The 17,349-nt window shown below is 68.7% G+C and carries 30 protein-coding genes; all 30 read right to left on the bottom strand.

Translation table 11 applies throughout. The features are described 5' to 3' along the window. Positions 1–90: 90 nt before the first annotated feature. The 30 genes from rplQ to rplC all read right to left on the bottom strand — a co-directional run bounded on the left by rplQ (position 91) and on the right by rplC (position 17,348). Positions 91–627, bottom strand: coding sequence for a 50S ribosomal protein L17 (gene rplQ, locus ASD16_RS01790; RefSeq protein ID WP_055912190.1), 537 nt, complete (start codon positions 625–627; stop codon positions 91–93). Between the two features lie 74 nt (positions 628–701). Then, a complete protein-coding gene (locus ASD16_RS01785; protein WP_055912188.1) occupies positions 702–1,715 on the bottom strand; it encodes a DNA-directed RNA polymerase subunit alpha in 1,014 nt (337 codons plus the stop codon). A 143-nt stretch (positions 1,716–1,858) separates the two neighbouring features. Continuing rightward, entirely contained in the window at positions 1,859–2,260 is a 402-nt protein-coding gene (gene rpsK / locus ASD16_RS01780; protein WP_055912186.1) for a 30S ribosomal protein S11, read from the bottom strand. 60 nt (positions 2,261–2,320) lie between these two features. Beyond that, positions 2,321–2,701: a 30S ribosomal protein S13 gene (rpsM, locus tag ASD16_RS01775; protein WP_055912184.1), complete on the bottom strand. Its 381-nt coding sequence runs from the start codon at positions 2,699–2,701 to the stop codon at positions 2,321–2,323. A gap of 198 nt (positions 2,702–2,899) precedes the next feature. After that, a complete protein-coding gene (rpmJ, locus tag ASD16_RS01770) occupies positions 2,900–3,013 on the bottom strand; it encodes a 50S ribosomal protein L36 (RefSeq protein WP_013117849.1) in 114 nt (37 codons plus the stop codon). A 60-nt stretch (positions 3,014–3,073) separates the two neighbouring features. Then, positions 3,074–3,295: a translation initiation factor IF-1 gene (gene infA / locus ASD16_RS01765; protein ID WP_013770189.1), complete on the bottom strand. Its 222-nt coding sequence runs from the start codon at positions 3,293–3,295 to the stop codon at positions 3,074–3,076. A gap of 295 nt (positions 3,296–3,590) precedes the next feature. Further along, on the bottom strand, positions 3,591–4,556 hold the full coding sequence (locus ASD16_RS22130) for an LPXTG cell wall anchor domain-containing protein (RefSeq protein ID WP_055912182.1): 966 nt from the start codon (positions 4,554–4,556) through the stop codon (positions 3,591–3,593). 254 nt (positions 4,557–4,810) lie between these two features. Beyond that, positions 4,811–5,653, bottom strand: coding sequence for a type I methionyl aminopeptidase (gene map, locus ASD16_RS01755; RefSeq protein WP_055912180.1), 843 nt, complete (start codon positions 5,651–5,653; stop codon positions 4,811–4,813). Positions 5,654–5,655: 2 nt separating this feature from the next. Further along, positions 5,656–6,237, bottom strand: coding sequence for an adenylate kinase (locus ASD16_RS01750; RefSeq protein ID WP_055912178.1), 582 nt, complete (start codon positions 6,235–6,237; stop codon positions 5,656–5,658). Beyond that, a complete protein-coding gene (gene secY, locus ASD16_RS01745; RefSeq protein ID WP_055912177.1) occupies positions 6,234–7,529 on the bottom strand; it encodes a preprotein translocase subunit SecY in 1,296 nt (431 codons plus the stop codon). The genes ASD16_RS01750 and secY overlap by 4 nt, the downstream gene beginning before the upstream one ends. 161 nt (positions 7,530–7,690) lie before the next feature. After that, positions 7,691–8,425, bottom strand: a complete 735-nt coding sequence (rplO, locus tag ASD16_RS21305; RefSeq protein ID WP_082570543.1) for a 50S ribosomal protein L15 — start codon at positions 8,423–8,425, stop codon at positions 7,691–7,693. A 2-nt stretch (positions 8,426–8,427) separates the two neighbouring features. Continuing rightward, positions 8,428–8,610, bottom strand: coding sequence for a 50S ribosomal protein L30 (rpmD, locus tag ASD16_RS01735; RefSeq protein WP_028045050.1), 183 nt, complete (start codon positions 8,608–8,610; stop codon positions 8,428–8,430). Beyond that, positions 8,610–9,275 carry a 30S ribosomal protein S5 gene (gene rpsE, locus ASD16_RS01730; protein ID WP_055912175.1) on the bottom strand — a complete coding sequence of 222 codons (666 nt, stop codon included), beginning with the start codon at positions 9,273–9,275 and terminating at the stop codon, positions 8,610–8,612. Before rpsE ends, rpmD begins: the two co-directional genes overlap by 1 nt. 34 nt (positions 9,276–9,309) lie before the next feature. After that, a complete protein-coding gene (rplR, locus tag ASD16_RS01725) occupies positions 9,310–9,681 on the bottom strand; it encodes a 50S ribosomal protein L18 (protein ID WP_055912174.1) in 372 nt (123 codons plus the stop codon). Positions 9,682–9,683: 2 nt separating this feature from the next. Continuing rightward, positions 9,684–10,223: a 50S ribosomal protein L6 gene (rplF, locus tag ASD16_RS01720; RefSeq protein WP_055912173.1), complete on the bottom strand. Its 540-nt coding sequence runs from the start codon at positions 10,221–10,223 to the stop codon at positions 9,684–9,686. 24 nt (positions 10,224–10,247) lie between these two features. Further along, positions 10,248–10,646 carry a 30S ribosomal protein S8 gene (gene rpsH / locus ASD16_RS01715; protein ID WP_055912171.1) on the bottom strand — a complete coding sequence of 133 codons (399 nt, stop codon included), beginning with the start codon at positions 10,644–10,646 and terminating at the stop codon, positions 10,248–10,250. Positions 10,647–10,721: 75 nt separating this feature from the next. Then, the gene (locus ASD16_RS01710) at positions 10,722–10,907 is read right to left on the bottom strand and encodes a type Z 30S ribosomal protein S14 (protein ID WP_028045055.1); all 186 of its coding nucleotides are present in this window, start codon (positions 10,905–10,907) and stop codon (positions 10,722–10,724) included. A 2-nt stretch (positions 10,908–10,909) separates the two neighbouring features. Continuing rightward, positions 10,910–11,482: a 50S ribosomal protein L5 gene (gene rplE, locus ASD16_RS01705; RefSeq protein ID WP_055912169.1), complete on the bottom strand. Its 573-nt coding sequence runs from the start codon at positions 11,480–11,482 to the stop codon at positions 10,910–10,912. Further along, complete coding sequence (gene rplX / locus ASD16_RS01700; protein WP_055912166.1) at positions 11,482–11,823, bottom strand: 50S ribosomal protein L24; 342 nt, start codon at positions 11,821–11,823, stop codon at positions 11,482–11,484. Before rplX ends, rplE begins: the two co-directional genes overlap by 1 nt. A 2-nt stretch (positions 11,824–11,825) precedes the next feature. After that, the gene (gene rplN / locus ASD16_RS01695; protein WP_034625870.1) at positions 11,826–12,194 is read right to left on the bottom strand and encodes a 50S ribosomal protein L14; all 369 of its coding nucleotides are present in this window, start codon (positions 12,192–12,194) and stop codon (positions 11,826–11,828) included. A gap of 155 nt (positions 12,195–12,349) precedes the next feature. After that, on the bottom strand, positions 12,350–12,643 hold the full coding sequence (gene rpsQ, locus ASD16_RS01690) for a 30S ribosomal protein S17 (RefSeq protein ID WP_055912164.1): 294 nt from the start codon (positions 12,641–12,643) through the stop codon (positions 12,350–12,352). A 5-nt stretch (positions 12,644–12,648) separates the two neighbouring features. After that, a complete protein-coding gene (gene rpmC / locus ASD16_RS01685) occupies positions 12,649–12,888 on the bottom strand; it encodes a 50S ribosomal protein L29 (protein ID WP_055912162.1) in 240 nt (79 codons plus the stop codon). Then, the gene (rplP, locus tag ASD16_RS01680) at positions 12,888–13,304 is read right to left on the bottom strand and encodes a 50S ribosomal protein L16 (protein ID WP_055912160.1); all 417 of its coding nucleotides are present in this window, start codon (positions 13,302–13,304) and stop codon (positions 12,888–12,890) included. Before rplP ends, rpmC begins: the two co-directional genes overlap by 1 nt. 3 nt (positions 13,305–13,307) lie before the next feature. Further along, positions 13,308–14,141 carry a 30S ribosomal protein S3 gene (gene rpsC / locus ASD16_RS01675; RefSeq protein WP_055912158.1) on the bottom strand — a complete coding sequence of 278 codons (834 nt, stop codon included), beginning with the start codon at positions 14,139–14,141 and terminating at the stop codon, positions 13,308–13,310. Continuing rightward, complete coding sequence (gene rplV, locus ASD16_RS01670) at positions 14,141–14,509, bottom strand: 50S ribosomal protein L22 (RefSeq protein ID WP_055912156.1); 369 nt, start codon at positions 14,507–14,509, stop codon at positions 14,141–14,143. The genes rpsC and rplV overlap by 1 nt, the downstream gene beginning before the upstream one ends. A 57-nt stretch (positions 14,510–14,566) precedes the next feature. After that, positions 14,567–14,848, bottom strand: a complete 282-nt coding sequence (rpsS, locus tag ASD16_RS01665; RefSeq protein ID WP_055912154.1) for a 30S ribosomal protein S19 — start codon at positions 14,846–14,848, stop codon at positions 14,567–14,569. A 12-nt stretch (positions 14,849–14,860) separates the two neighbouring features. Then, positions 14,861–15,700 (bottom strand): 50S ribosomal protein L2, encoded by an 840-nt coding sequence (gene rplB / locus ASD16_RS01660; protein ID WP_055912153.1) that lies wholly within the window; start codon positions 15,698–15,700, stop codon positions 14,861–14,863. An 18-nt stretch (positions 15,701–15,718) separates the two neighbouring features. Further along, positions 15,719–16,021 (bottom strand): 50S ribosomal protein L23, encoded by a 303-nt coding sequence (gene rplW / locus ASD16_RS01655; RefSeq protein WP_055912151.1) that lies wholly within the window; start codon positions 16,019–16,021, stop codon positions 15,719–15,721. Further along, positions 16,018–16,686, bottom strand: a complete 669-nt coding sequence (rplD, locus tag ASD16_RS01650) for a 50S ribosomal protein L4 (protein ID WP_055912149.1) — start codon at positions 16,684–16,686, stop codon at positions 16,018–16,020. The genes rplW and rplD overlap by 4 nt, the downstream gene beginning before the upstream one ends. Positions 16,687–16,688: 2 nt before the next feature. Continuing rightward, positions 16,689–17,348, bottom strand: a complete 660-nt coding sequence (gene rplC / locus ASD16_RS01645) for a 50S ribosomal protein L3 (RefSeq protein ID WP_055912147.1) — start codon at positions 17,346–17,348, stop codon at positions 16,689–16,691. Position 17,349 lies beyond the last annotated feature (1 nt).

Below are 17,349 nucleotides of genomic sequence, written 5' to 3'. Positions count from 1 at the left end.
CGACTCTAGGCTCGCCCGCCACGCAGTGCCCCGGGACGACGGAAGGCCCGGGACCAGTCGGTCCCGGGCCTTCTCGGCGTAGCCGTCAGATCACGCCTTGTCGGCGTCATCCTTGCTCTCGGCGGGCGCGTCCTCGACCGGCGCGTCCTCGACGGGTGCGTCCTCGACGACGGCGTCCTCCACGGGCTTGTCCTCGGCCTTCTTCGCCTTGGGCGCGGCCTTCGAAGCGGCCTTGGTGGCCTCCTTCACGACGGCCTGCTTCGGGGAGAGCGGCTCGAGCACGAGCTCGATCACGGCCATCGGGGCGTTGTCGCCCTTGCGGGGGCCGATCTTGGTGATGCGCGTGTAGCCACCCTGACGCTCGGCCACGGCCGGGGCGATCTCGGTGAACAGAACGTGCACGACGGACTTGTCCTTGACGACGGTCATCACGCGGCGGCGGGCGTGCAGGTCACCACGCTTGGCGAACGTGATGAGGCGCTCGGCGAGCGGACGCAGGCGCTTGGCCTTCGTCTCGGTCGTCGTGATGCGCTTGTGCTCGAACAGCGACGTCGCGAGGTTCGCGAGGATCAGCCGCTCGTGCGCCGGTCCGCCACCGAGCCGGGGACCCTTGGTGGGCGTAGGCATGGTCTTTACTCCTTGAGTTCCAGTGATGGGCTGCGGACGGCCGGCCGTCAGGCCGACCGTCTACGTCCCCGGCGTCAGTACTGCTCGTCCTCGACGAAGTCGCCCTCGTCGTCGCCGTAGTAGGCGCCGGCGGCGGACGGGTCGAAGTCGAGCGGGCTGTCCTTGAGCGTCAGGCCGAGCTCGGCGAGCTTCTCCTTGACCTCGGTGATGGACTTCGCACCGAAGTTGCGGATGTCCAGGAGGTCCGCCTCGGACCGGGCGACGAGCTCACCCACGGAGTGGATGCCCTCGCGCTTGAGGCAGTTGTAGGAGCGGATCGTCAGCTGCAGGTCCTCGATCGGCAGAGCGAGGTCCGCGGCGAGCGCAGCGTCGGTCGGCGACGGGCCGATCTCGATGCCCTCGGCCTCGATGTTCAGCTCACGCGCCAGGCCGAAGAGCTCGACGAGCGTCTTGCCGGCAGAGGCCAGCGCGTCGCGCGGGCCGATCGCCGACTTGGTCTCGACGTCGACGACCAGCTTGTCGAAGTCCGTGCGCTGCTCGACACGCGTCGCCTCGACCTTGTAGGTCACCTTGAGGACCGGCGAGTAGATCGAGTCGACCGGGATACGGCCGATCTCGGTGTCGAACGACTTGTTCTGGTTCGCCGACACGTACCCACGACCGCGCTCGACGGTCAGCTCGATCTCGAGCTTCCCCTTGTCGTTGAGCGTGGCCAGGTGCAGGTCAGGGTTGTGCACCTCGACACCGGCCGGCGGCACGATGTCAGCGGCGCTGACCTCTCCGGCACCCTGCTTGCGCAGGTACATCACCACGGGCTCGTCGTTCTCCGAGGAGACGACCAGCTGCTTGATGTTGAGGATGATCTCGGTGACGTCCTCCTTGACGCCCGGCACGGTGGAGAACTCGTGCAGCACGCCGTCGATCCGGATGGACGTGACGGCGGCACCGGGGATGGAGGACAGCAGCGTCCGGCGGAGCGAGTTGCCGAGCGTGTAGCCGAAGCCCGGCTCCAGCGGCTCGATGGAGAACCGCGACCGGTTCTCCGAGATGACCTCTTCGGTCAGGGTGGGGCGCTGTGCAATCAGCACGGTGTGTTTCCTCTCAGCGGGCGTCCGCCATATGACGCTGCGCAGTACTACGGGCCGGCCTGGTCTCGGTCCACCTGGTCGGCGTAAGGATGTCCGGGTCGGTGCGCGCCTCGCAGCGCGCACCGACCCGATCGAGCCGAGGGTCAGACCCGGCGGCGCTTCGGCGGACGGCAGCCGTTGTGCGCCTGGGGCGTCACGTCCTGGATCGAGCCGACCTCGAGGCCGGTCGCCTGCAGCGAGCGGATCGCGGTCTCACGGCCGGAGCCGGGGCCCTTGACGAAGACGTCGACCTTCTTCATGCCGTGCTCCTGGGCGCGACGAGCGGCCGCCTCGGCGGCGAGCTGCGCCGCGAAGGGGGTCGACTTGCGCGAGCCCTTGAAGCCCACCTGGCCGGACGAAGCCGACGCGATGACGGCGCCGGTCGGGTCCGTGATGGAGATGATCGTGTTGTTGAACGTGCTCTTGATGTGCGCCTGGCCGTGGGAGACGTTCTTCTTCTCCTTGCGGCGCGGCTTGCGCACGGCGGAACGGGTCTTGGGAGGCATTCTCTTCTTCTCTCGAGGTCTGATCGGCGTGCCCTGGCGCGAGGCGCCTGGGGCGGAGGGCTACTTGCGCCCGGCCTTCTTCTTGCCGGCGACGGTGCGCTTCGGACCCTTGCGGGTACGCGCGTTGGTCTTGGTGCGCTGGCCGCGCACCGGAAGGCCACGGCGGTGGCGCAGGCCCTCGTAGCAGCCGATCTCGACCTTGCGGCGGATGTCCGCAGCGACCTCACGGCGAAGGTCACCCTCGAGCTTGTAGCTCGACTCGAGGTAGTCACGCAGCGCGACGAGCTCGGCGTCGCCGAGGTCCTTCACGCGCAGGTCCGGGCTGATGCCGGTCGCGGCCAGAGTTGCCTGGGCGCGGGTACGGCCGACCCCGTAGATGTAGGTGAGCGCGATCTCGAGCCGCTTCTCGCGGGGGAGGTCGACGCCGATAAGACGTGCCATGTGCCTGGTGGCTCCTGAACTGCTTCGGAGGTCTGCCGCACTGCCCTCCCGCGTGCTGCGGGCCCCGGCCTCCGACCGAGGGTGCACCGGCGAGTGATCGCCGGAGTGGCTGTGCGCTTGCTGGTCCCTCAGAGAAGTCTCTCTGGGGAACCGGTGGTGCTGGTCGAGCTGCTGGTCCGACGGACCGGCGTCAGGGCATCAGCCCTGGCGCTGCTTGTGGCGCAGGTTCTCGCAGATCACCTGGACGCGACCGTGCCGGCGGATCACCTTGCACTTGTCGCAGATCTTCTTGACGCTGGGCTTGACCTTCATCGCGTGTTCCTCCGCCGCCGTTACGCCCCTGACGAGGCTGACGGCGTGATCGAGTGGCTGTTACTTGTAGCGGTAGACGATCCGGCCACGGGACAGGTCGTACGGGCTCAGCTCCACCACGACCCGGTCCTCGGGGAGGATCCGGATGTAGTGCTGTCGCATCTTGCCCGAGATGTGGGCGAGCACCTTGTGGCCGTTGGTGAGCTCCACGCGGAACATCGCGTTCGGCAGAGCCTCCACGACGCTGCCCTCGATCTCGATGACACCGTCCTTCTTCGCCATATCCTCCGCTAACTGTCGGTTCTGATGGATCAGCCCACATCGACTGTCCCGCCCAAGTAAGGACGGGGTAGGCGTGGTGGGATCATGCTGGAAACATCGGTGGGCACAGCGCGCCGCGAGAACCGGGCGCACACCCAACGGACAATCTTACGCCATCTGGCCCACGGGACGAAACCACGCCCGGCCTGGGCCGACGCGATCCCCTGTGCCGTCCACCACATTCGCTCCTGCGTCACGTCCGGCGCACACGAACGGAGGGCCGCCGTCGGATCGACGGCGGCCCTCCTGCGCTCGATCAGCTGGTGCGGTGTCGCCGCAGCAGGAGCAGGGCGGCGCCCGAGAGCACCAGGATCCCACCGGCGAGCAGACCGGGCAGCGGGGACGAGCCGGTCGCGGCGAGCGCCGCACCGCCCGTGCCGGCGGCCAGCACCTGCGAGTAGACCGACGCGCTGGGGCTCGGCGTCGAGGCCAGGACGACGGCGGTCGGAGTCGGCGTCACGGACGGCGTCGGTGTCGGCGCGTCGCCGACCTCGGCGATCGGGGTCGGCGTTGCCGACGGCGTCACCGACGGGGTCGGAGTCGGCGTCTGGGTGGGGGCCGCCGTCACGGTCTCCGACGGGAGCGGCGTCGGGGTCGACGTCACCGACGGCGTCGGGGTCGGGGTCGACGTGGCGGACGGCGTCACGGTCGGTGTCGGCGTGGAGCCGCACTCAGGCACGGTCACCATCGCGGACAGGTCCCAGTGCTTGGCGGCGAAGATCGCGCCCTTCGGGTTGTCCTTGGACCGCCAGCCGATGAAGTCCTTCGGGTAGGACGGCGCCTTGTTCCCGGTGAAGACGGTCGCGTCGCCCCAGGCCTTGTCCTCCTGGACCCCCCACGCGGGGCCGCAGAGCGTCAGCTCGGCCGGGAGGGCTGCGGCGACCTCCTCGAGCGTGAGGTCCCGCCACGAGGCGCCGGGCCACGTGGCCACGAGGTACTGCTGGGTCGAGTTCTCCCACGACGCCGGCTTGCCGGCGTCCTTCTTGACGTAGACGTAGGCGCCCGTGGTCTGCGGCTCGGACGACTGGGTCGGCTTCGGCGAGGACTTGCCGCCGCCGTAGCCACCGCCGTGGCCACCGCTGCTGTCGCGGTCGTGCGCCTGCGCCGCACCGGTGCCGAGCGCGACGAGGAGGGCCGAGGTGATGGCGACGGCACCGAGCGCGCGGGCGCGCCGACGGCCGTGCCGAGGGGAGGTCAGGGAGGGAGGAACGCTGCGCTGCATGAGTCACCCATCACGTCGAGTGCAGGCGCGCGCTGACCACGTGCCTGCCGGAGTCGGGCGCTCACACCCCTCACCGCACGGATCAGACGACCGCGCGGGCCCCGAGGAGCACCCGTGGCGGATCGTTCACCGCCGGGCAGGACCGTATCCGACAAACCGGTCATCGCGCGCGCATTTCGGCCGCTCACGGGCGATTTGTGGATAACTGGACGCAAGTTCACCTGGTCGGACCTACTCGCGGGTAGCGGTGGCCCTCAGCCGAGCGGTGCGACGGTCACGCCCCGCGCGGCGAGCTCCTGCGCGCCGCCGTCCACGGCCGTCAGCACCCAGATGCCGCCGTCGAGGATGGCGACCGTGTGCTCCCAGTGCGACGCACGTGAACCGTCGGACGTGACGACCGTCCAGTCGTCGTCCAGGACCTGCGTGAACCGCTGCCCACGGACGACCATCGGCTCGACGGCGACGCACAGACCCGGGCGGACGCGAGGGCCGCGATCACGGCTGCGGAAGTTCGGGACGTCCGGCGGCTGGTGCATCGACGTGCCGATCCCGTGCCCGACGTACTCCTCGACGAGCCCGTACCGTGCGCCGCCGTTCAGGCCGGCCGCCTCGGCGGCGTCGACGACGTCCTCCACGGCCTCCCCCACGGCCCCGAGGCGCTCGGCGCCGGCCAGCGCGGCGATGCCGGACCACATGGCTCGCTCGGTGGTGGCCGCCAGGTCGACGTCCTCGGGCGCCGCACCGTCGAGCACGACCGTGATCGCGGAGTCACCGTGCCACCCGTCGACGATCGCGCCGCAGTCGATCGAGACGACGTCACCCGGCTCCAGCACCCGGGCTCCCGGGATGCCGTGCACGACCTCGTCGTTGACCGACACGCAGAGCGTGGCCGGGTACCCGTGATAGCCGAGGAAGGACGCCGTCGCGTGGTGGTCGGCGATGACCTCGGCCGCGACCGCGTCGAGCTGCCCGGTGGTGACGCCCGGCGTCGCACGCTCACGGACCGCGGCGAGCGCCTCGGCGACCACCAGGCCCGCGCGCCGCATGAGCAGCACCTGCTGCGGGCTCTTGTACTCGATCCGCTCGCGACCGAACACCGTCAGCGCCCGGTGGTGGCGCCGATCGCCGCGACCAGACGCTCGGTGACCGCGTCGACGTCGCCGATCCCGTCCACCTGGACGAGCAGGCCGCGCTCGGCGTAGACCCGCGCGATCGGGGCGGTCTCGGCGGCGTAGACGTCGAGCCGGTGACGGATGACGTCATCGGTGTCGTCGTCGCGGCCCTCGATCTCGGCACGCTTCAGGAGCCGCTCGGCCACGATGTCCGCGTCCGCCGTGATCTCCACCGCGAGGTCGAGCGTCAGGCCGGCGTCGGCGAGGATCGCGTCGAGCTCCCCGACCTGCGCCACGTTGCGGGGGTACCCGTCGAGCAGGAACCCCTCCGTGGCGTCGTCCTGCGCCAGCCGGTCGCGCACCATGTCGTTGGTGACGGAGTCCGGCACCAGCGCACCGCGCGACGTGTACTCCTGCACGGTGCGACCGAGCGGCGTACCGCCCTTGATGTTGGCGCGGAAGAGGTCACCGGTGGAGATGGCGGGCACCCCGAACCGCTCGGCGAGCCGCGCGGCCTGGGTGCCCTTGCCCGCCCCCGGAGGGCCGAGCAGGACGAGACGGGTGCTCAACGCAAGAACCCTTCGTAGTGCCGCTGCTGCAGCTGGGACTCGATCTGCTTGACGGTCTCGAGGCCGACACCGACGACGATGAGGATCGACGCCCCACCGAACGGGATGTTCGAGCCGACGCCCAGGACGATGAACGCGATCGTCGGGATGAGGGCCACGATCGCCAGGTACACCGACCCGGGCGCGGTGATCCGCGAGATGACGTAGTCGAGGTACTCGGCGGTCGGCCGCCCGGCACGGATGCCGGGGATGAAGCCGCCGTACTTCTTCATGTTGTCGGCGACCTCGTCCGGGTTGAACGTGATCGCGGTGTAGAAGTAGCAGAAGAAGATGATCAGGACGACGTAGATCGCCAGGTGCAGCGGCGCGCTCGGCGACGCCAGGTACCGGCTGACCCACTGGACCCAGCCCGCGGCCGGGTCACCGAACTGCGCGAGCAGCCCGGGCACGGCGAGCAGCGACGACGCGAAGATCACCGGGATGACACCGGCCATGTTGATCTTGATCGGGATGTAGGTGCTGGACCCGCCGTACATGCGGCGACCGACCATGCGCTTGGCGTACTGCACCGGCACGCGACGCTGCGACTGCTCGACGAACACCACCAGCGCGATGACCAGGACCACGATCGCCATGACGACGATGAACTTCGAGACGCCGTTGTCGCCACCGGCGATCGACCACATGGCACCCGGGAAGCTCGCGGCGATCGAGGTGAAGATGAGGAGCGACATGCCGTTGCCGACGCCGCGCTCCGTGATCAGCTCACCGAGCCACATGATCAGGCCGGTACCCGCGGTCATGGTGATGACCATGATCAGCAGCGTCTGCCAGCTGTCGTTCGGGATGACGTCGACGGTGCACCCGCTGAACAGCTGACCGCTGCGCGCGACGGTGATGATCGTCGTCGACTGCAGGATCGCCAGACCGATGGTCAGGTACCGCGTGTACTGCGTGAGCTTCGCGGTGCCGGACTGACCCTCGCGGTGCAGCTCCTCGAAGCGAGGGATGACCACCCGGAGCAGCTGCACGATGATGCTCGCCGTGATGTACGGCATGATCCCGAGCGCGAACACCGAGAGCTGGAGCAGGGCTCCGCCGCTGAACAGGTTCACCAGCCCGAGCAGGTCGTTGCCCTGCGACTGCTCGATACACGTCTGCACGTTCGGATACGACACACCCGGCGTCGGCAAGAACGAGCCGACACGGAAGAGCACCATGATCCCGATGGTGAAGAGCAGCTTGCGCCGCAGGTCGGGCGTCCGGAACGCCCGCACGAATGCGCCTAGCACCTGGTCCTCCTGGGCCGCCGGAGCGGCATCTCGTACGACCGGGCCATTCCGGCCGTGCAGCCCGCGACGAGTCGCGAGCACCGGGGCACCCTAACTGATGCCCGCCGACATACGGAACGGGACCGGTGGGTAACTACGTCCCCACCGGTCCCGTCCTTCGATCAGTCCTGCGCGACGCTTCCGCCGGCAGCCACGATCGCGTCCTTCGCGGACGCCGAGTAGGCGTCGACCGCGACAGAGACCTTGACCGTGAGCTCACCGGTACCGAGCACCTTGACGGGCTTGCCCTTGCGGACAGCGCCCTTCGCCACGAGGTCGGCGACCGTCACGTCGCCACCGCTCGGGTACAGCGCCGAGAGCTTGTCCAGGTTGACGACCTGGTACTCGACACGGAACGGGTTCTTGAAGCCGCGCAGCTTCGGGAGGCGCATGTGCAGAGGCATCTGCCCACCCTCGAAGCGCGTCGGCACCTGGTAGCGGGCCTTGGTGCCCTTGGTGCCACGACCGGCCGTCTTGCCCTTGGACGCCTCGCCACGACCCACGCGGGTCTTGGCGGTCTTGGCGCCCGGAGCCGGACGGAGGTGGTGCACCTTGAGCGTGCCACCGTTGCCGGGCTGCGCAGCGGCCTCGGCCGCCTTCGCCGCCGCGGCGGAGACCGTCTTCTTCGGCGCAGCAGCCTTGGGCTCGGCCTTGGCGGCCTTCGCCTTCGGAGCAGCCTCGGTCTTCGCCTCGGCCTTGTCGGCCTTCGCCGGCTTGTCCGCAGCAGCAGCCTTCGCCTTGGTCGCCTTCGGAGCGGACTCCGTGTCGGCGGCCTTCTTCGCGGGGGCCTTCTTGGCAGCGGCCTTCTTGGGGGCCGTCACCTCAGCCTCCGCCTTCTCGTTCTTCTCGTCAGCCATGGTCACTCCACCTCTTCGACCGCGACAAGGTGCGTCACCGTCTTGACCATGCCGCGGATCTCAGGGCGGTCCTCCTTGACGACGACGTCGCCGATCCGCTTGAGGCCGAGGGTGCGCAGGGTGTCGCGCTGGTTCTGCTTACCGCCGATGCCAGATCGCGTCTGGGTCACCTTGAGTCGAGCCATCAGGCACCTGCCTTCGAGCCCGCCGCTGCGGCCAGGCCGGCAGCCTGGGCACGGAGGAGGGCAGCCGGGACGACGTGCTCGACCGGGAGACCACGGCGCGCGGCCACGGCCTCGGGACGCTCGAGGCCACGCAGGGCCGCGACCGTGGCGTGCACGATGTTGATCGCGTTGGACGAGCCGAGCGACTTGCTCAGGACGTCGTGGATACCGGCGCACTCGAGCACGGCGCGCACCGGGCCACCGGCGATCACGCCGGTACCCGGCGAGGCCGGACGCAGGAAGACGACACCGGCAGCGGCCTCACCCTGGATGGGGTGCGGGATGGTGCCCTGGATGCGCGGGACCTTGAAGAAGTTCTTCTTGGCCTCCTCGACACCCTTGGCGATCGCCGCGGGCACCTCCTTGGCCTTCCCGTAGCCGACACCCACGGTGCCGTCGCCGTCGCCGACCACGACGAGCGCGGTGAAGCTGAAGCGCCGGCCGCCCTTGACGACCTTGGCGACGCGGTTGATCGTCACGACGCGCTCGAGGAACGCGCTCTTCTCTGCGGCGTCGCGGCCACGGCCGCCGCCACCGTCACGGCCACGACCGCCGTCACGACGGTCGCCGCCTCCGCCGGTGCCGCCCGCGGGCGCCCCGGTGTTGCTGCGCTGAGGAGCAGCCATCAGTGAGTCCTCTTCTTTCGGAAGGTCGTCGTCGTCACAGCTTCAGCCCACCCTCGCGGGCGCCGTCAGCCACCGCGGCGACACGGCCGTGGTACTTGTTGCCGCCGCGGTCGAAGACCACAGCGTCGAGGCCGGCAGCCTTCGCACGCTCGGCGATGAGCTCGCCGACCTTGCGGGCCTTGGCAGTCTTGTCGTCGTTCGAGCCACGCAGGTCGGCCTCGAGGGTCGACGCGGACACGAGGGTCTGGCCGATGCCGTCGTCCACGACCTGCGCCGTGATGTGCCGGGCGGACCGGGTCACGACGAGACGGGGACGAGCAGCCGAGCCCGAGACCTTCTTGCGAAGGCGCAGGTGGCGACGCTGGCGGGCAACACGCTTGCCCTTGCCGAGGATCTTGAGAGCCATGGTTACTTACCGGCCTTTCCGACCTTGCGGCGCACGTTCTCGCCCGCGTACCGCACGCCCTTGCCCTTGTACGGCTCAGGCTTGCGGATCTTGCGGATGTTCGCGGCGACCTCGCCCACCTGCTGCTTGTCGATGCCCTGCACCGAGAAACGCGTGGGGGCTTCGACGACGAAGGTGATGCCCTCCGGCGGGTTGACCGTGACCGGGTGGCTGAACCCGAGCGCGAACTCGAGGTCCGAGCCCTTCGCCGTGACGCGGTACCCGGTACCGACGATCTCGAGCTTCTTGATGTAGCCCTCCGTCACGCCGATGACGAGGTTCGCCAGCAGCGTGCGGGTGAGGCCGTGCAGCGAGCGCGAGGCGCGCTCGTCGTCGGGGCGGGTGACCACGAGGGCACCTGCCTCGTCGCGCGCCACCTCGATGGGGGCGGGGATCGTGTGCGTCAGGGTGCCCTTCGGGCCCTTGACCGTCACGACCGTGCCGTTGATGTCGACATCCACGCCGGTGGGGACCGGGACGGGGACTCTGCCGATTCGGGACATGGCTAGCTCCTTTCCGTCTCGGACTTACCAGACGTAGGCGAGGACTTCCCCACCCACGCCCTTCTTGGCGGCCTGCTTGTCGGTGAGGAGACCGGAGGACGTGGACAGGATCGCCACGCCCAGGCCGCCGAGCACCTTGGGCAGGTTGGTGGACTTGGCGTACACGCGCAGGCCCGGCTTGGACACGCGCTTGACGCCGGCGAGCGCACGCTCGCGGTTGGGGCCGTACTTGAGCTCGATGATGAGGTTCTTGCCGACGACGGCGTCCTCCACCTTCCAGCCCGTGATGTAGCCCTCCGCCTGGAGGATCTCCGCGATGTGCGACTTCAGCTTCGAGAACGGGATCAGCACGGTGTCGTGGTGAGCCGAGTTCGCGTTACGCAGCCGCGTGAGCAGGTCTGCGATGGGGTCGGTCATGGTCATGGGGCTTCCGCCCTTCCTCGCCGGGGTATCCCGCCCCCGAGGGGGCTGGACCTACCGACGTTCGTGTTGCTCGGGTTACCAGCTGCTCTTCGTGACGCCGGGGAGCTCGCCGCGGTGGGCCATCTCGCGCACGCAGATCCGGCACAGGCCGAACTTGCGGTACACCGAGTGGGGCCGGCCGCAACGCTGGCAGCGCGTGTAGCCACGCACCGCGAACTTCGGCTTGGCAGCAGCCTTGTTCTTGAGGGCGGTCTTCGCCATGGTCAGATCTCCTTGAACGGGAAGCCGAGGAGCTTGAGGAAAGCGCGACCCTCGTCGTCGGTGTCAGCCGTGGTGACGACCGTGATGTCCATCCCGCGGACGCGGTCGATCTTGTCCTGGTCGATCTCGTGGAACACGGACTGCTCCACGAGGCCGAACGTGTAGTTGCCGTGACCGTCGAACTGCTGCGGCGAGAGGCCACGGAAGTCACGGATGCGCGGCAGCGCGGTGGAGAGCAGGCGGTCCAGGAACTCCCAGGCACGGTCGCCACGCAGGGTGACGTGGGCGCCGATGGGCATTCCCTCACGCAGCTTGAACTGCGCGATCGACTTGCGAGCCTTGGTGACCTGCGGCTTCTGGCCCGTGATCTGGGTCAGGTCGCGGATCGCGCCCTCGATGAGCTTGGAGTCCTTGGCGGCCTCGCCGACGCCCATGTTCACGACGACCTTCACCAGGCGTGCGACCTGGTTGATGTTCTCGTGCGAGAACTGCTCGAAGAGAGCGGTCTTGATCTCGTCGTTGTACTTGGACTTCAGACGCGGGAGCGCCGGAGCCGTGAGAGTCGTCTCGGTCATCAGATGTCCTTACCGGAGCGCTTGGCGACGCGGACCCGAACGGTGCGGGTACGGCCGTCGCGCTCGACCTGCTCGGTGCGGTAGCCGACCCGGGTGCCCTTCTTGGTCTCCGGGTCCACGAGCATCACGTTGCTGATGTGGATGGGCGCCTCGATGGTCTCGATGCCGCCGGTGCGCGTGCCGCGCTGCGTCTGGCCGGCCTTGACGTGCTTGGTGACGCGCTGGACACCCTCCACGACGAGGCGCTGCGACTCGACGAGGACCTCGAGCACACGGCCCTGCTGTCCCTTGTCGCGGCCGGAGATGACGACCACGAGGTCGCCCTTCTTGATCTTCGCCATGGTCAGAGCACCTCCGGAGCCAGCGAGATGATCTTCATGAACTTCTTGTCGCGCAGCTCGCGGCCCACCGGGCCGAAGATGCGCGTGCCACGGGGCTCTCCGTCGTTCTTGAGGATCACTGCGGCGTTCTCGTCGAACTTGATGTACGAACCGTCCGGACGGCGGCGCTCCTTGCGGGTGCGCACGATGACAGCCTTGACGACGTCGCCCTTCTTGACGTTGCCGCCGGGGATGGCGTCCTTGACGGTGGCGACGATGACGTCACCGATGCCTGCGTAGCGACGGCCGGAGCCGCCGAGCACACGGATGCAAAGGATCTCCTTGGCACCAGTGTTGTCGGCGACACGAAGTCGCGACTCCTGCTGGATCATTACCTACTCCTGTCGTCTGGCGGGTTCTCGGGCCGGAACGGCTCGAGCCTGGCCGAACGGATAGTTGCCGTGATGCACACGTCGCGCCGGGTGTCGTCCTGTCGAACTCCACCCGGCGCCCGTGGGCAACTGGGGGTCGTACGGGAACTGCTGGCTTACTTGGCCTTCTCGAGGACCTCGACCAGGCGCCACCGCTTGGTGGCGCTCAGCGGCCGGGTCTCCATGATGACGACGAGGTCGCCCACGCCCGCCGAGCCCAGCTCGTCGTGCGCCTTGACCTTGCTCGTCCGCCGGATGACCTTGCCGTAGAGCGGGTGCTTGACCCGGTCCTCGACCTCGACCACGACGGTCTTTTCCATCTTGTCGCTGACCACGTAGCCGCGGCGCGTCTTGCGGTCGCCGCGCTTCTCGGCGACTGCGGTCGTCTTCTCGTTCTTCTCGTCAGTCATGGTTCTCACTCGCTCGCGCTCGGGGCGGTACGGATGCCGAGCTCGCGCTCACGCAGGATCGTGTAGATCCGCGCGATGTCGCGGCGAACGGCCTTGAGACGCCCGTGGCTCTCGAGCTGACCGGTCGCCGACTGGAAGCGGAGGTTGAACAGCTCCTCCTTGGACTTCTTCAGCTCGGCGACAAGCTTCTCGTCGTCGAAGGTGTCCAGCTCGCTGGGAGCCAGTTCCTTGGTGCCGATAGTCATCAGTTACCACCCTCGCGAACCACAAAACGTGTCTTCATCGGGAGCTTGTGCTGCGCGCGGCGCATGGCCTCGCGAGCCAGGGGCTCCGGGACGCCGGCGAGCTCGAAGAGAACTCGGCCGGGCTTGACGTTGGCGATCCACCACTCGGGCGAACCCTTGCCGGAACCCATGCGGGTCTCGGCAGGCTTCTTCGTGAGGGGGCGGTCCGGGTAGATGTTGATCCAGACCTTCCCTCCACGCTTGATGTGGCGGGTCATGGCGATACGAGCAGCCTCGATCTGCCGGTTGGTGACGTAGGCGGGCTCGAGAGCCTGGATGCCGTACTCACCGAAGGAGATCGCGGTACCACCGGTCGCGGCGCCGGAGCGCCCCGGGTGGTGCTGCTTGCGGTGCTTCAGCCTGCGCGGGATAAGCACGGCTCAGGCCTCCGTTCCGCTGTCAGTGGCCGGGGTCTCCGCCGGAGCGGAGGCGGCCTCGGTTGCCTCAGGAGCGTCGGAACGCTCGCGACGAGGAGCGCCGGCCCGGGGGCCACGGTCGCTGCGCTCGCCACGGTCCGTCCGCGGGCCACGAGCCGGGCGCGGGGCCTGGGTCGCCTGCTCGCGAGCAAACTCCTTCTCGGTCATGTCGCCCTTGTAGACCCACACCTTGACGCCGATGCGCCCGAAGGTGGTGCGAGCCTCGAAGAAGCCGTAGTCGATGTTCGCGCGGAGCGTGTGCAGGGGCACGCGGCCCTCGCGGTAGAACTCCGTGCGGCTCATCTCCGCGCCACCGAGGCGGCCGGAGACCTGCACGCGGATGCCCTTGGCACCGGCGCGCTGGGCCGACTGGATGCCCTTGCGCATGGCGCGGCGGAACGAGACGCGGCTCGCCAGCTGCTCGGCGATGCCCTGAGCGACCAGCTGAGCCTCGATCTCGGCGTTCTTGACCTCGAGGATGTTCAGCTGGACCTGCTTGCCCGTGAGCTTCTCGAGCTCGCCACGGATGCGGTCGGCCTCCGCGCCACGACGCCCGATGACGATGCCCGGGCGGGCGGTGTGGATGTCGACACGAACGCGGTCACGCGTGCGCTCGATCTCGACCTTGGCGATACCGGCACGCTCGAGGCCCGTGGCCATGAGCTTGCGGATCTTGACGTCCTCGCCCACGTAGTCGCGGTAGCGCTGACCCGGCTTGGTCGAGTCGGCGAACCAGCGCGACCGGTGGTCGGTGGTGATGCCCAGGCGGTACCCGAGCGGGTTGACTTTCTGTCCCACTATCGGGCCCGTCCCTTCGTCTCGCGCTCAGCGACGACCACGGTGATGTGGCTCGTCCGCTTGAGGATCTGGCTGGCCCGACCCTGCGCCCGCGGACGGAACCGCTTGAGCGTCGGACCCTCGTCGACGAACACCTCGGAGATGTAGAGGTCCGCCTCGTCCAGACGCTCGTTCGACCGCTTGGCGGTCTCCCGAGCGTTGGCGATCGCGCTCTCCACAACCTTGAGCACCGTCTCCCCCGCGGCCTGCGGTGCGAACTTCAGCACCGCCACAGCCTCGCCGGCCTGCTTGCCACGGATGAGGTCCACGACGCGCCGGGCCTTCTGGGGCGTGACGCGGACGAACCGCGCCTTCGCCTTGGCTTCCATTGCTGTCCTGCCTTCTTGTCTCTGCCGGTTAAGGGCGTCGCCTGGCTGACCCGGGGGTCAGCGGCGACGACCCTTCCGGTCGTCCTTCTCGTGGCCGCGGAACGTCCGCGTCGGAGCGAACTCGCCGAGCTTGTGCCCGACCATCGCCTCCGTCACGAACACCGGGGTGTGCTTGCGTCCGTCGTGCACAGCGAACGTGTGGCCGAGGAAGTCCGGCGTGATGACCGAACGGCGCGACCACGTCTTGATGACGTTCTTCGTGCCGGCGGTGTTCTGGACGTCGACCTTCTTCTGCAGGTGACCGTCGACGAACGGGCCCTTCTTCAGGCTACGTGGCATCTCAGGCTCCTATCAGCGCTTGTTCTTGCCGGTGCGCCGACGGCGCACGATGAGCTTGTCGCTCGGCTTGTTCGGACGGCGGGTACGACCCTCGGCCTGGCCCCACGGGCTGACGGGGTGACGTCCACCGGACGTCTTGCCCTCGCCACCACCGTGCGGGTGGTCGATCGGGTTCATGGCGACACCACGGACGGTCGGGCGCTTGCCCTTCCAGCGCATGCGGCCGGCCTTGCCCCAGTTGATGTTCGACTGCTCGGCGTTGCCCACCTCGCCGACCGTGGCGCGGCAGCGCAGGTCGACGTTGCGGATCTCACCGGACGGCATACGCAGCTGGGCGTAGGGGCCGTCCTTGGCGACGAGCTGCACGGACGCACCAGCCGAGCGGGCAATCTTCGCACCGCCACCGGGCCGCAGCTCGATGGCGTGGATGACCGTACCGGTCGGGATGTTGCGCAGCGGCAGGTTGTTGCCGGGCTTGATGTCGGCGCCGGGGCCGTTCTCGATGCGGTCACCCTGCGACAGCTTGTTCGGCGCGATGATGTAGCGCTTCTCGCCGTCCGCGTAGTGCAGGAGCGCGATGCGGGCGGTGCGGTTGGGGTCGTACTCGATGTGAGCGACCTTGGCCGGCACGCCGTCCTTGTCATGGCGACGGAAGTCGATGACGCGGTACGCACGCTTGTGACCGCCACCCTGGTGGCGCGTGGTGATGCGACCCGTGGAGTTACGGCCGCCCGTCTTGTGGAGGGGACGGACGAGCGACTTCTCCGGAGTGGAGCGCGTGATCTCGACGAAGTCGGCGACGCTGGAGCCGCGACGGCCCGGCGTGGTCGGCTTGTACTTGCGGATTCCCATGAGTTCTCAGTCCTTCGCTCAGCCGACCGGACCACCGAAGATGTCGATCGTTCCCTCGCGGAGGGTGACGATCGCACGCTTCGTGTCCTTGCGGCGGCCGATGCCGAAACGGGTCCGACGGGCCTTGCCCTGACGGTTCGCGGTGTTGACCGAGTCGACCTTGACGCCGAAGACCTGCTCGACGGCAATCTTGATCTCGGTCTTGTTCGCCCGCGGGTCGACGAGGAAGGTGTACTTCCCCTCGTCGAGCAGGCCGTAGCTCTTCTCGGAGACGACCGGCGCGAGCAGGATGTCGCGCGGGTTCTTGCCGATGTCGGTCACTTGGCATCGTCCTTCGCGTCGGCGGAGCCCTTGGCCGGGCCCGCGAGGAACGCGTCGAGCGCGCCCTGCGTGAACACGACGTCGTCCGAGATCAGGACGTCGTAGGTGTTGAGCTGGTCAGCGACCAGCAGGTGCACCCGCTCGACGTTCCGCAGCGACTTCCACGTGATCTCGTCCTGACGCTCGACGACGACCAGGACGTTCTTGCGTCCCGAGAGGTTGTCGAGCACGGCGAGCGCGGACTTGGTCGACGGCGCCGTGCCCGGGGCGAAGCCCGAGACGACGTGCACGCGGCCAGCGCGAGCGCGGTCCGAGAGAGCACCGCGGAGCGCCGCGGCCTTCATCTTCTTGGGGGTGCGCTGCGAGTAGTCACGCGGGGTGGGGCCGTGGACGACGCCACCACCGGCGAACTGCGGAGCACGCGTCGAACCCTGACGGGCGCGGCCGGTGCCCTTCTGCTTGTACGGCTTGCGCCCACCACCGCGCACCTCGCCACGAGACTTCGTGTCGTGGGTGCCCTGGCGTGCCGCCGCGAGCTGCGCGACGACGACCTGGTGGATCAGCGGGATGTTGGTCTGCACGTCGAAGACGTCCGCGGGCAGATCGGCCGAGCCGGTCTTCTTGCCCTGGGAGTCGACCACGTCGACGGTCAGCGTGTCACTCATGGTCACGCCCCCTTCACAGCGGAACGCACGACCACGACGCCACCCTTGGGGCCGGGAACGGCACCCTTGACGAGGAGCAGGCCCCTCTCGACGTCGACGGCGTGCACGGTCAGGTTCTGGGTGGTCTGGCGGTCCACGCCCATGCGACCGGCCATCTTGATGCCCTTGAACACGCGCGACGGCGTGGAGGCGCCACCGATCGAGCCGGGCTTGCGGTGGTTGCGGTGCGCACCGTGCGAGGCGCCGACGCCGTGGAAGCCGTGACGCTTCATGACACCGGCGGTGCCCTTGCCCTTGGTGGTGCCGATGACGTCCACGAGCGAGCCGGCCTCGAAGAGGGCGGCCGTGAGCTCCTGGCCGAGCGTGAACTCGGAGGCGTTCGGCGTACGGATCTCGGCCACGTGCCGGCGGGGGGTGACCCCGGCCTTCTCGAAGTGGCCCTTCAGCGGCTTGGTGACCTTGCGCGGGTCGATCTGGCCGTGGGCCAGCTGGACCGCGGCGTAGCCGTCAGCATCGGCGGAGCGCACCTGGGTCACGACGTTCGTGCCGACAGCGACGACGGTGACCGGGACGAGACGACCGTTGTCGTCCCACACCTGGGTCATGCCGAGCTTCGTGCCGAGCAGGGCCGTGACTGCGCGCTCGTTCTGCTGGGTAACCATA

The sequence above is a fragment of the Cellulomonas sp. Root485 genome (genome assembly GCF_001426705.1).
Lineage (GTDB): Bacteria > Actinomycetota > Actinomycetes > Actinomycetales > Cellulomonadaceae > Cellulomonas.
This window is presented reverse-complemented; position numbering and strand designations above follow the sequence as displayed.

Excerpts from the sequence above, each read along its gene's own strand:
- rplB (WP_055912153.1), bottom strand. The coding sequence starts at position 15,700 with ATGGGAATCCGCAAGTACAAGCCGACCACGCCGGGCCGTCGCGGCTCC.
- rpsH (WP_055912171.1), bottom strand. The coding sequence starts at position 10,646 with ATGACCATGACCGACCCCATCGCAGACCTGCTCACGCGGCTGCGTAAC.
- rplD (WP_055912149.1), bottom strand. The coding sequence starts at position 16,686 with ATGAGTGACACGCTGACCGTCGACGTGGTCGACTCCCAGGGCAAGAAG.
- rplE (WP_055912169.1), bottom strand. The coding sequence starts at position 11,482 with ATGACCGAGACGACTCTCACGGCTCCGGCGCTCCCGCGTCTGAAGTCC.
- rpmJ (WP_013117849.1), bottom strand. The coding sequence starts at position 3,013 with ATGAAGGTCAAGCCCAGCGTCAAGAAGATCTGCGACAAGTGCAAGGTG.
- ASD16_RS22130 (WP_055912182.1), bottom strand. The coding sequence starts at position 4,556 with ATGCAGCGCAGCGTTCCTCCCTCCCTGACCTCCCCTCGGCACGGCCGT.
- rplF (WP_055912173.1), bottom strand. The coding sequence starts at position 10,223 with ATGTCCCGAATCGGCAGAGTCCCCGTCCCGGTCCCCACCGGCGTGGAT.
- rpmC (WP_055912162.1), bottom strand. The coding sequence starts at position 12,888 with ATGACTATCGGCACCAAGGAACTGGCTCCCAGCGAGCTGGACACCTTC.
- rplX (WP_055912166.1), bottom strand. The coding sequence starts at position 11,823 with ATGGCGAAGATCAAGAAGGGCGACCTCGTGGTCGTCATCTCCGGCCGC.
- rpsS (WP_055912154.1), bottom strand. The coding sequence starts at position 14,848 with ATGCCACGTAGCCTGAAGAAGGGCCCGTTCGTCGACGGTCACCTGCAG.
- rpsK (WP_055912186.1), bottom strand. The coding sequence starts at position 2,260 with ATGCCTCCCAAGACCCGTTCCGCCGTGCGCAAGCCGCGCCGCAAGGAG.
- rpsE (WP_055912175.1), bottom strand. The coding sequence starts at position 9,275 with ATGGCTGCTCCTCAGCGCAGCAACACCGGGGCGCCCGCGGGCGGCACC.
- infA (WP_013770189.1), bottom strand. The coding sequence starts at position 3,295 with ATGGCGAAGAAGGACGGTGTCATCGAGATCGAGGGCAGCGTCGTGGAG.
- rplN (WP_034625870.1), bottom strand. The coding sequence starts at position 12,194 with ATGATCCAGCAGGAGTCGCGACTTCGTGTCGCCGACAACACTGGTGCC.
- rplV (WP_055912156.1), bottom strand. The coding sequence starts at position 14,509 with ATGGAAGCCAAGGCGAAGGCGCGGTTCGTCCGCGTCACGCCCCAGAAG.
- rplO (WP_082570543.1), bottom strand. The coding sequence starts at position 8,425 with ATGGCTGACGAGAAGAACGAGAAGGCGGAGGCTGAGGTGACGGCCCCC.
- rpmD (WP_028045050.1), bottom strand. The coding sequence starts at position 8,610 with ATGGCTCGACTCAAGGTGACCCAGACGCGATCTGGCATCGGCGGTAAG.
- rpsM (WP_055912184.1), bottom strand. The coding sequence starts at position 2,701 with ATGGCACGTCTTATCGGCGTCGACCTCCCCCGCGAGAAGCGGCTCGAG.
- ASD16_RS01710 (WP_028045055.1), bottom strand. The coding sequence starts at position 10,907 with ATGGCGAAGACCGCCCTCAAGAACAAGGCTGCTGCCAAGCCGAAGTTC.
- rpsQ (WP_055912164.1), bottom strand. The coding sequence starts at position 12,643 with ATGACTGACGAGAAGAACGAGAAGACGACCGCAGTCGCCGAGAAGCGC.
- rplQ (WP_055912190.1), bottom strand. The coding sequence starts at position 627 with ATGCCTACGCCCACCAAGGGTCCCCGGCTCGGTGGCGGACCGGCGCAC.
- rplC (WP_055912147.1), bottom strand. The coding sequence starts at position 17,348 with ATGGTTACCCAGCAGAACGAGCGCGCAGTCACGGCCCTGCTCGGCACG.
- rplR (WP_055912174.1), bottom strand. The coding sequence starts at position 9,681 with ATGGCTCTCAAGATCCTCGGCAAGGGCAAGCGTGTTGCCCGCCAGCGT.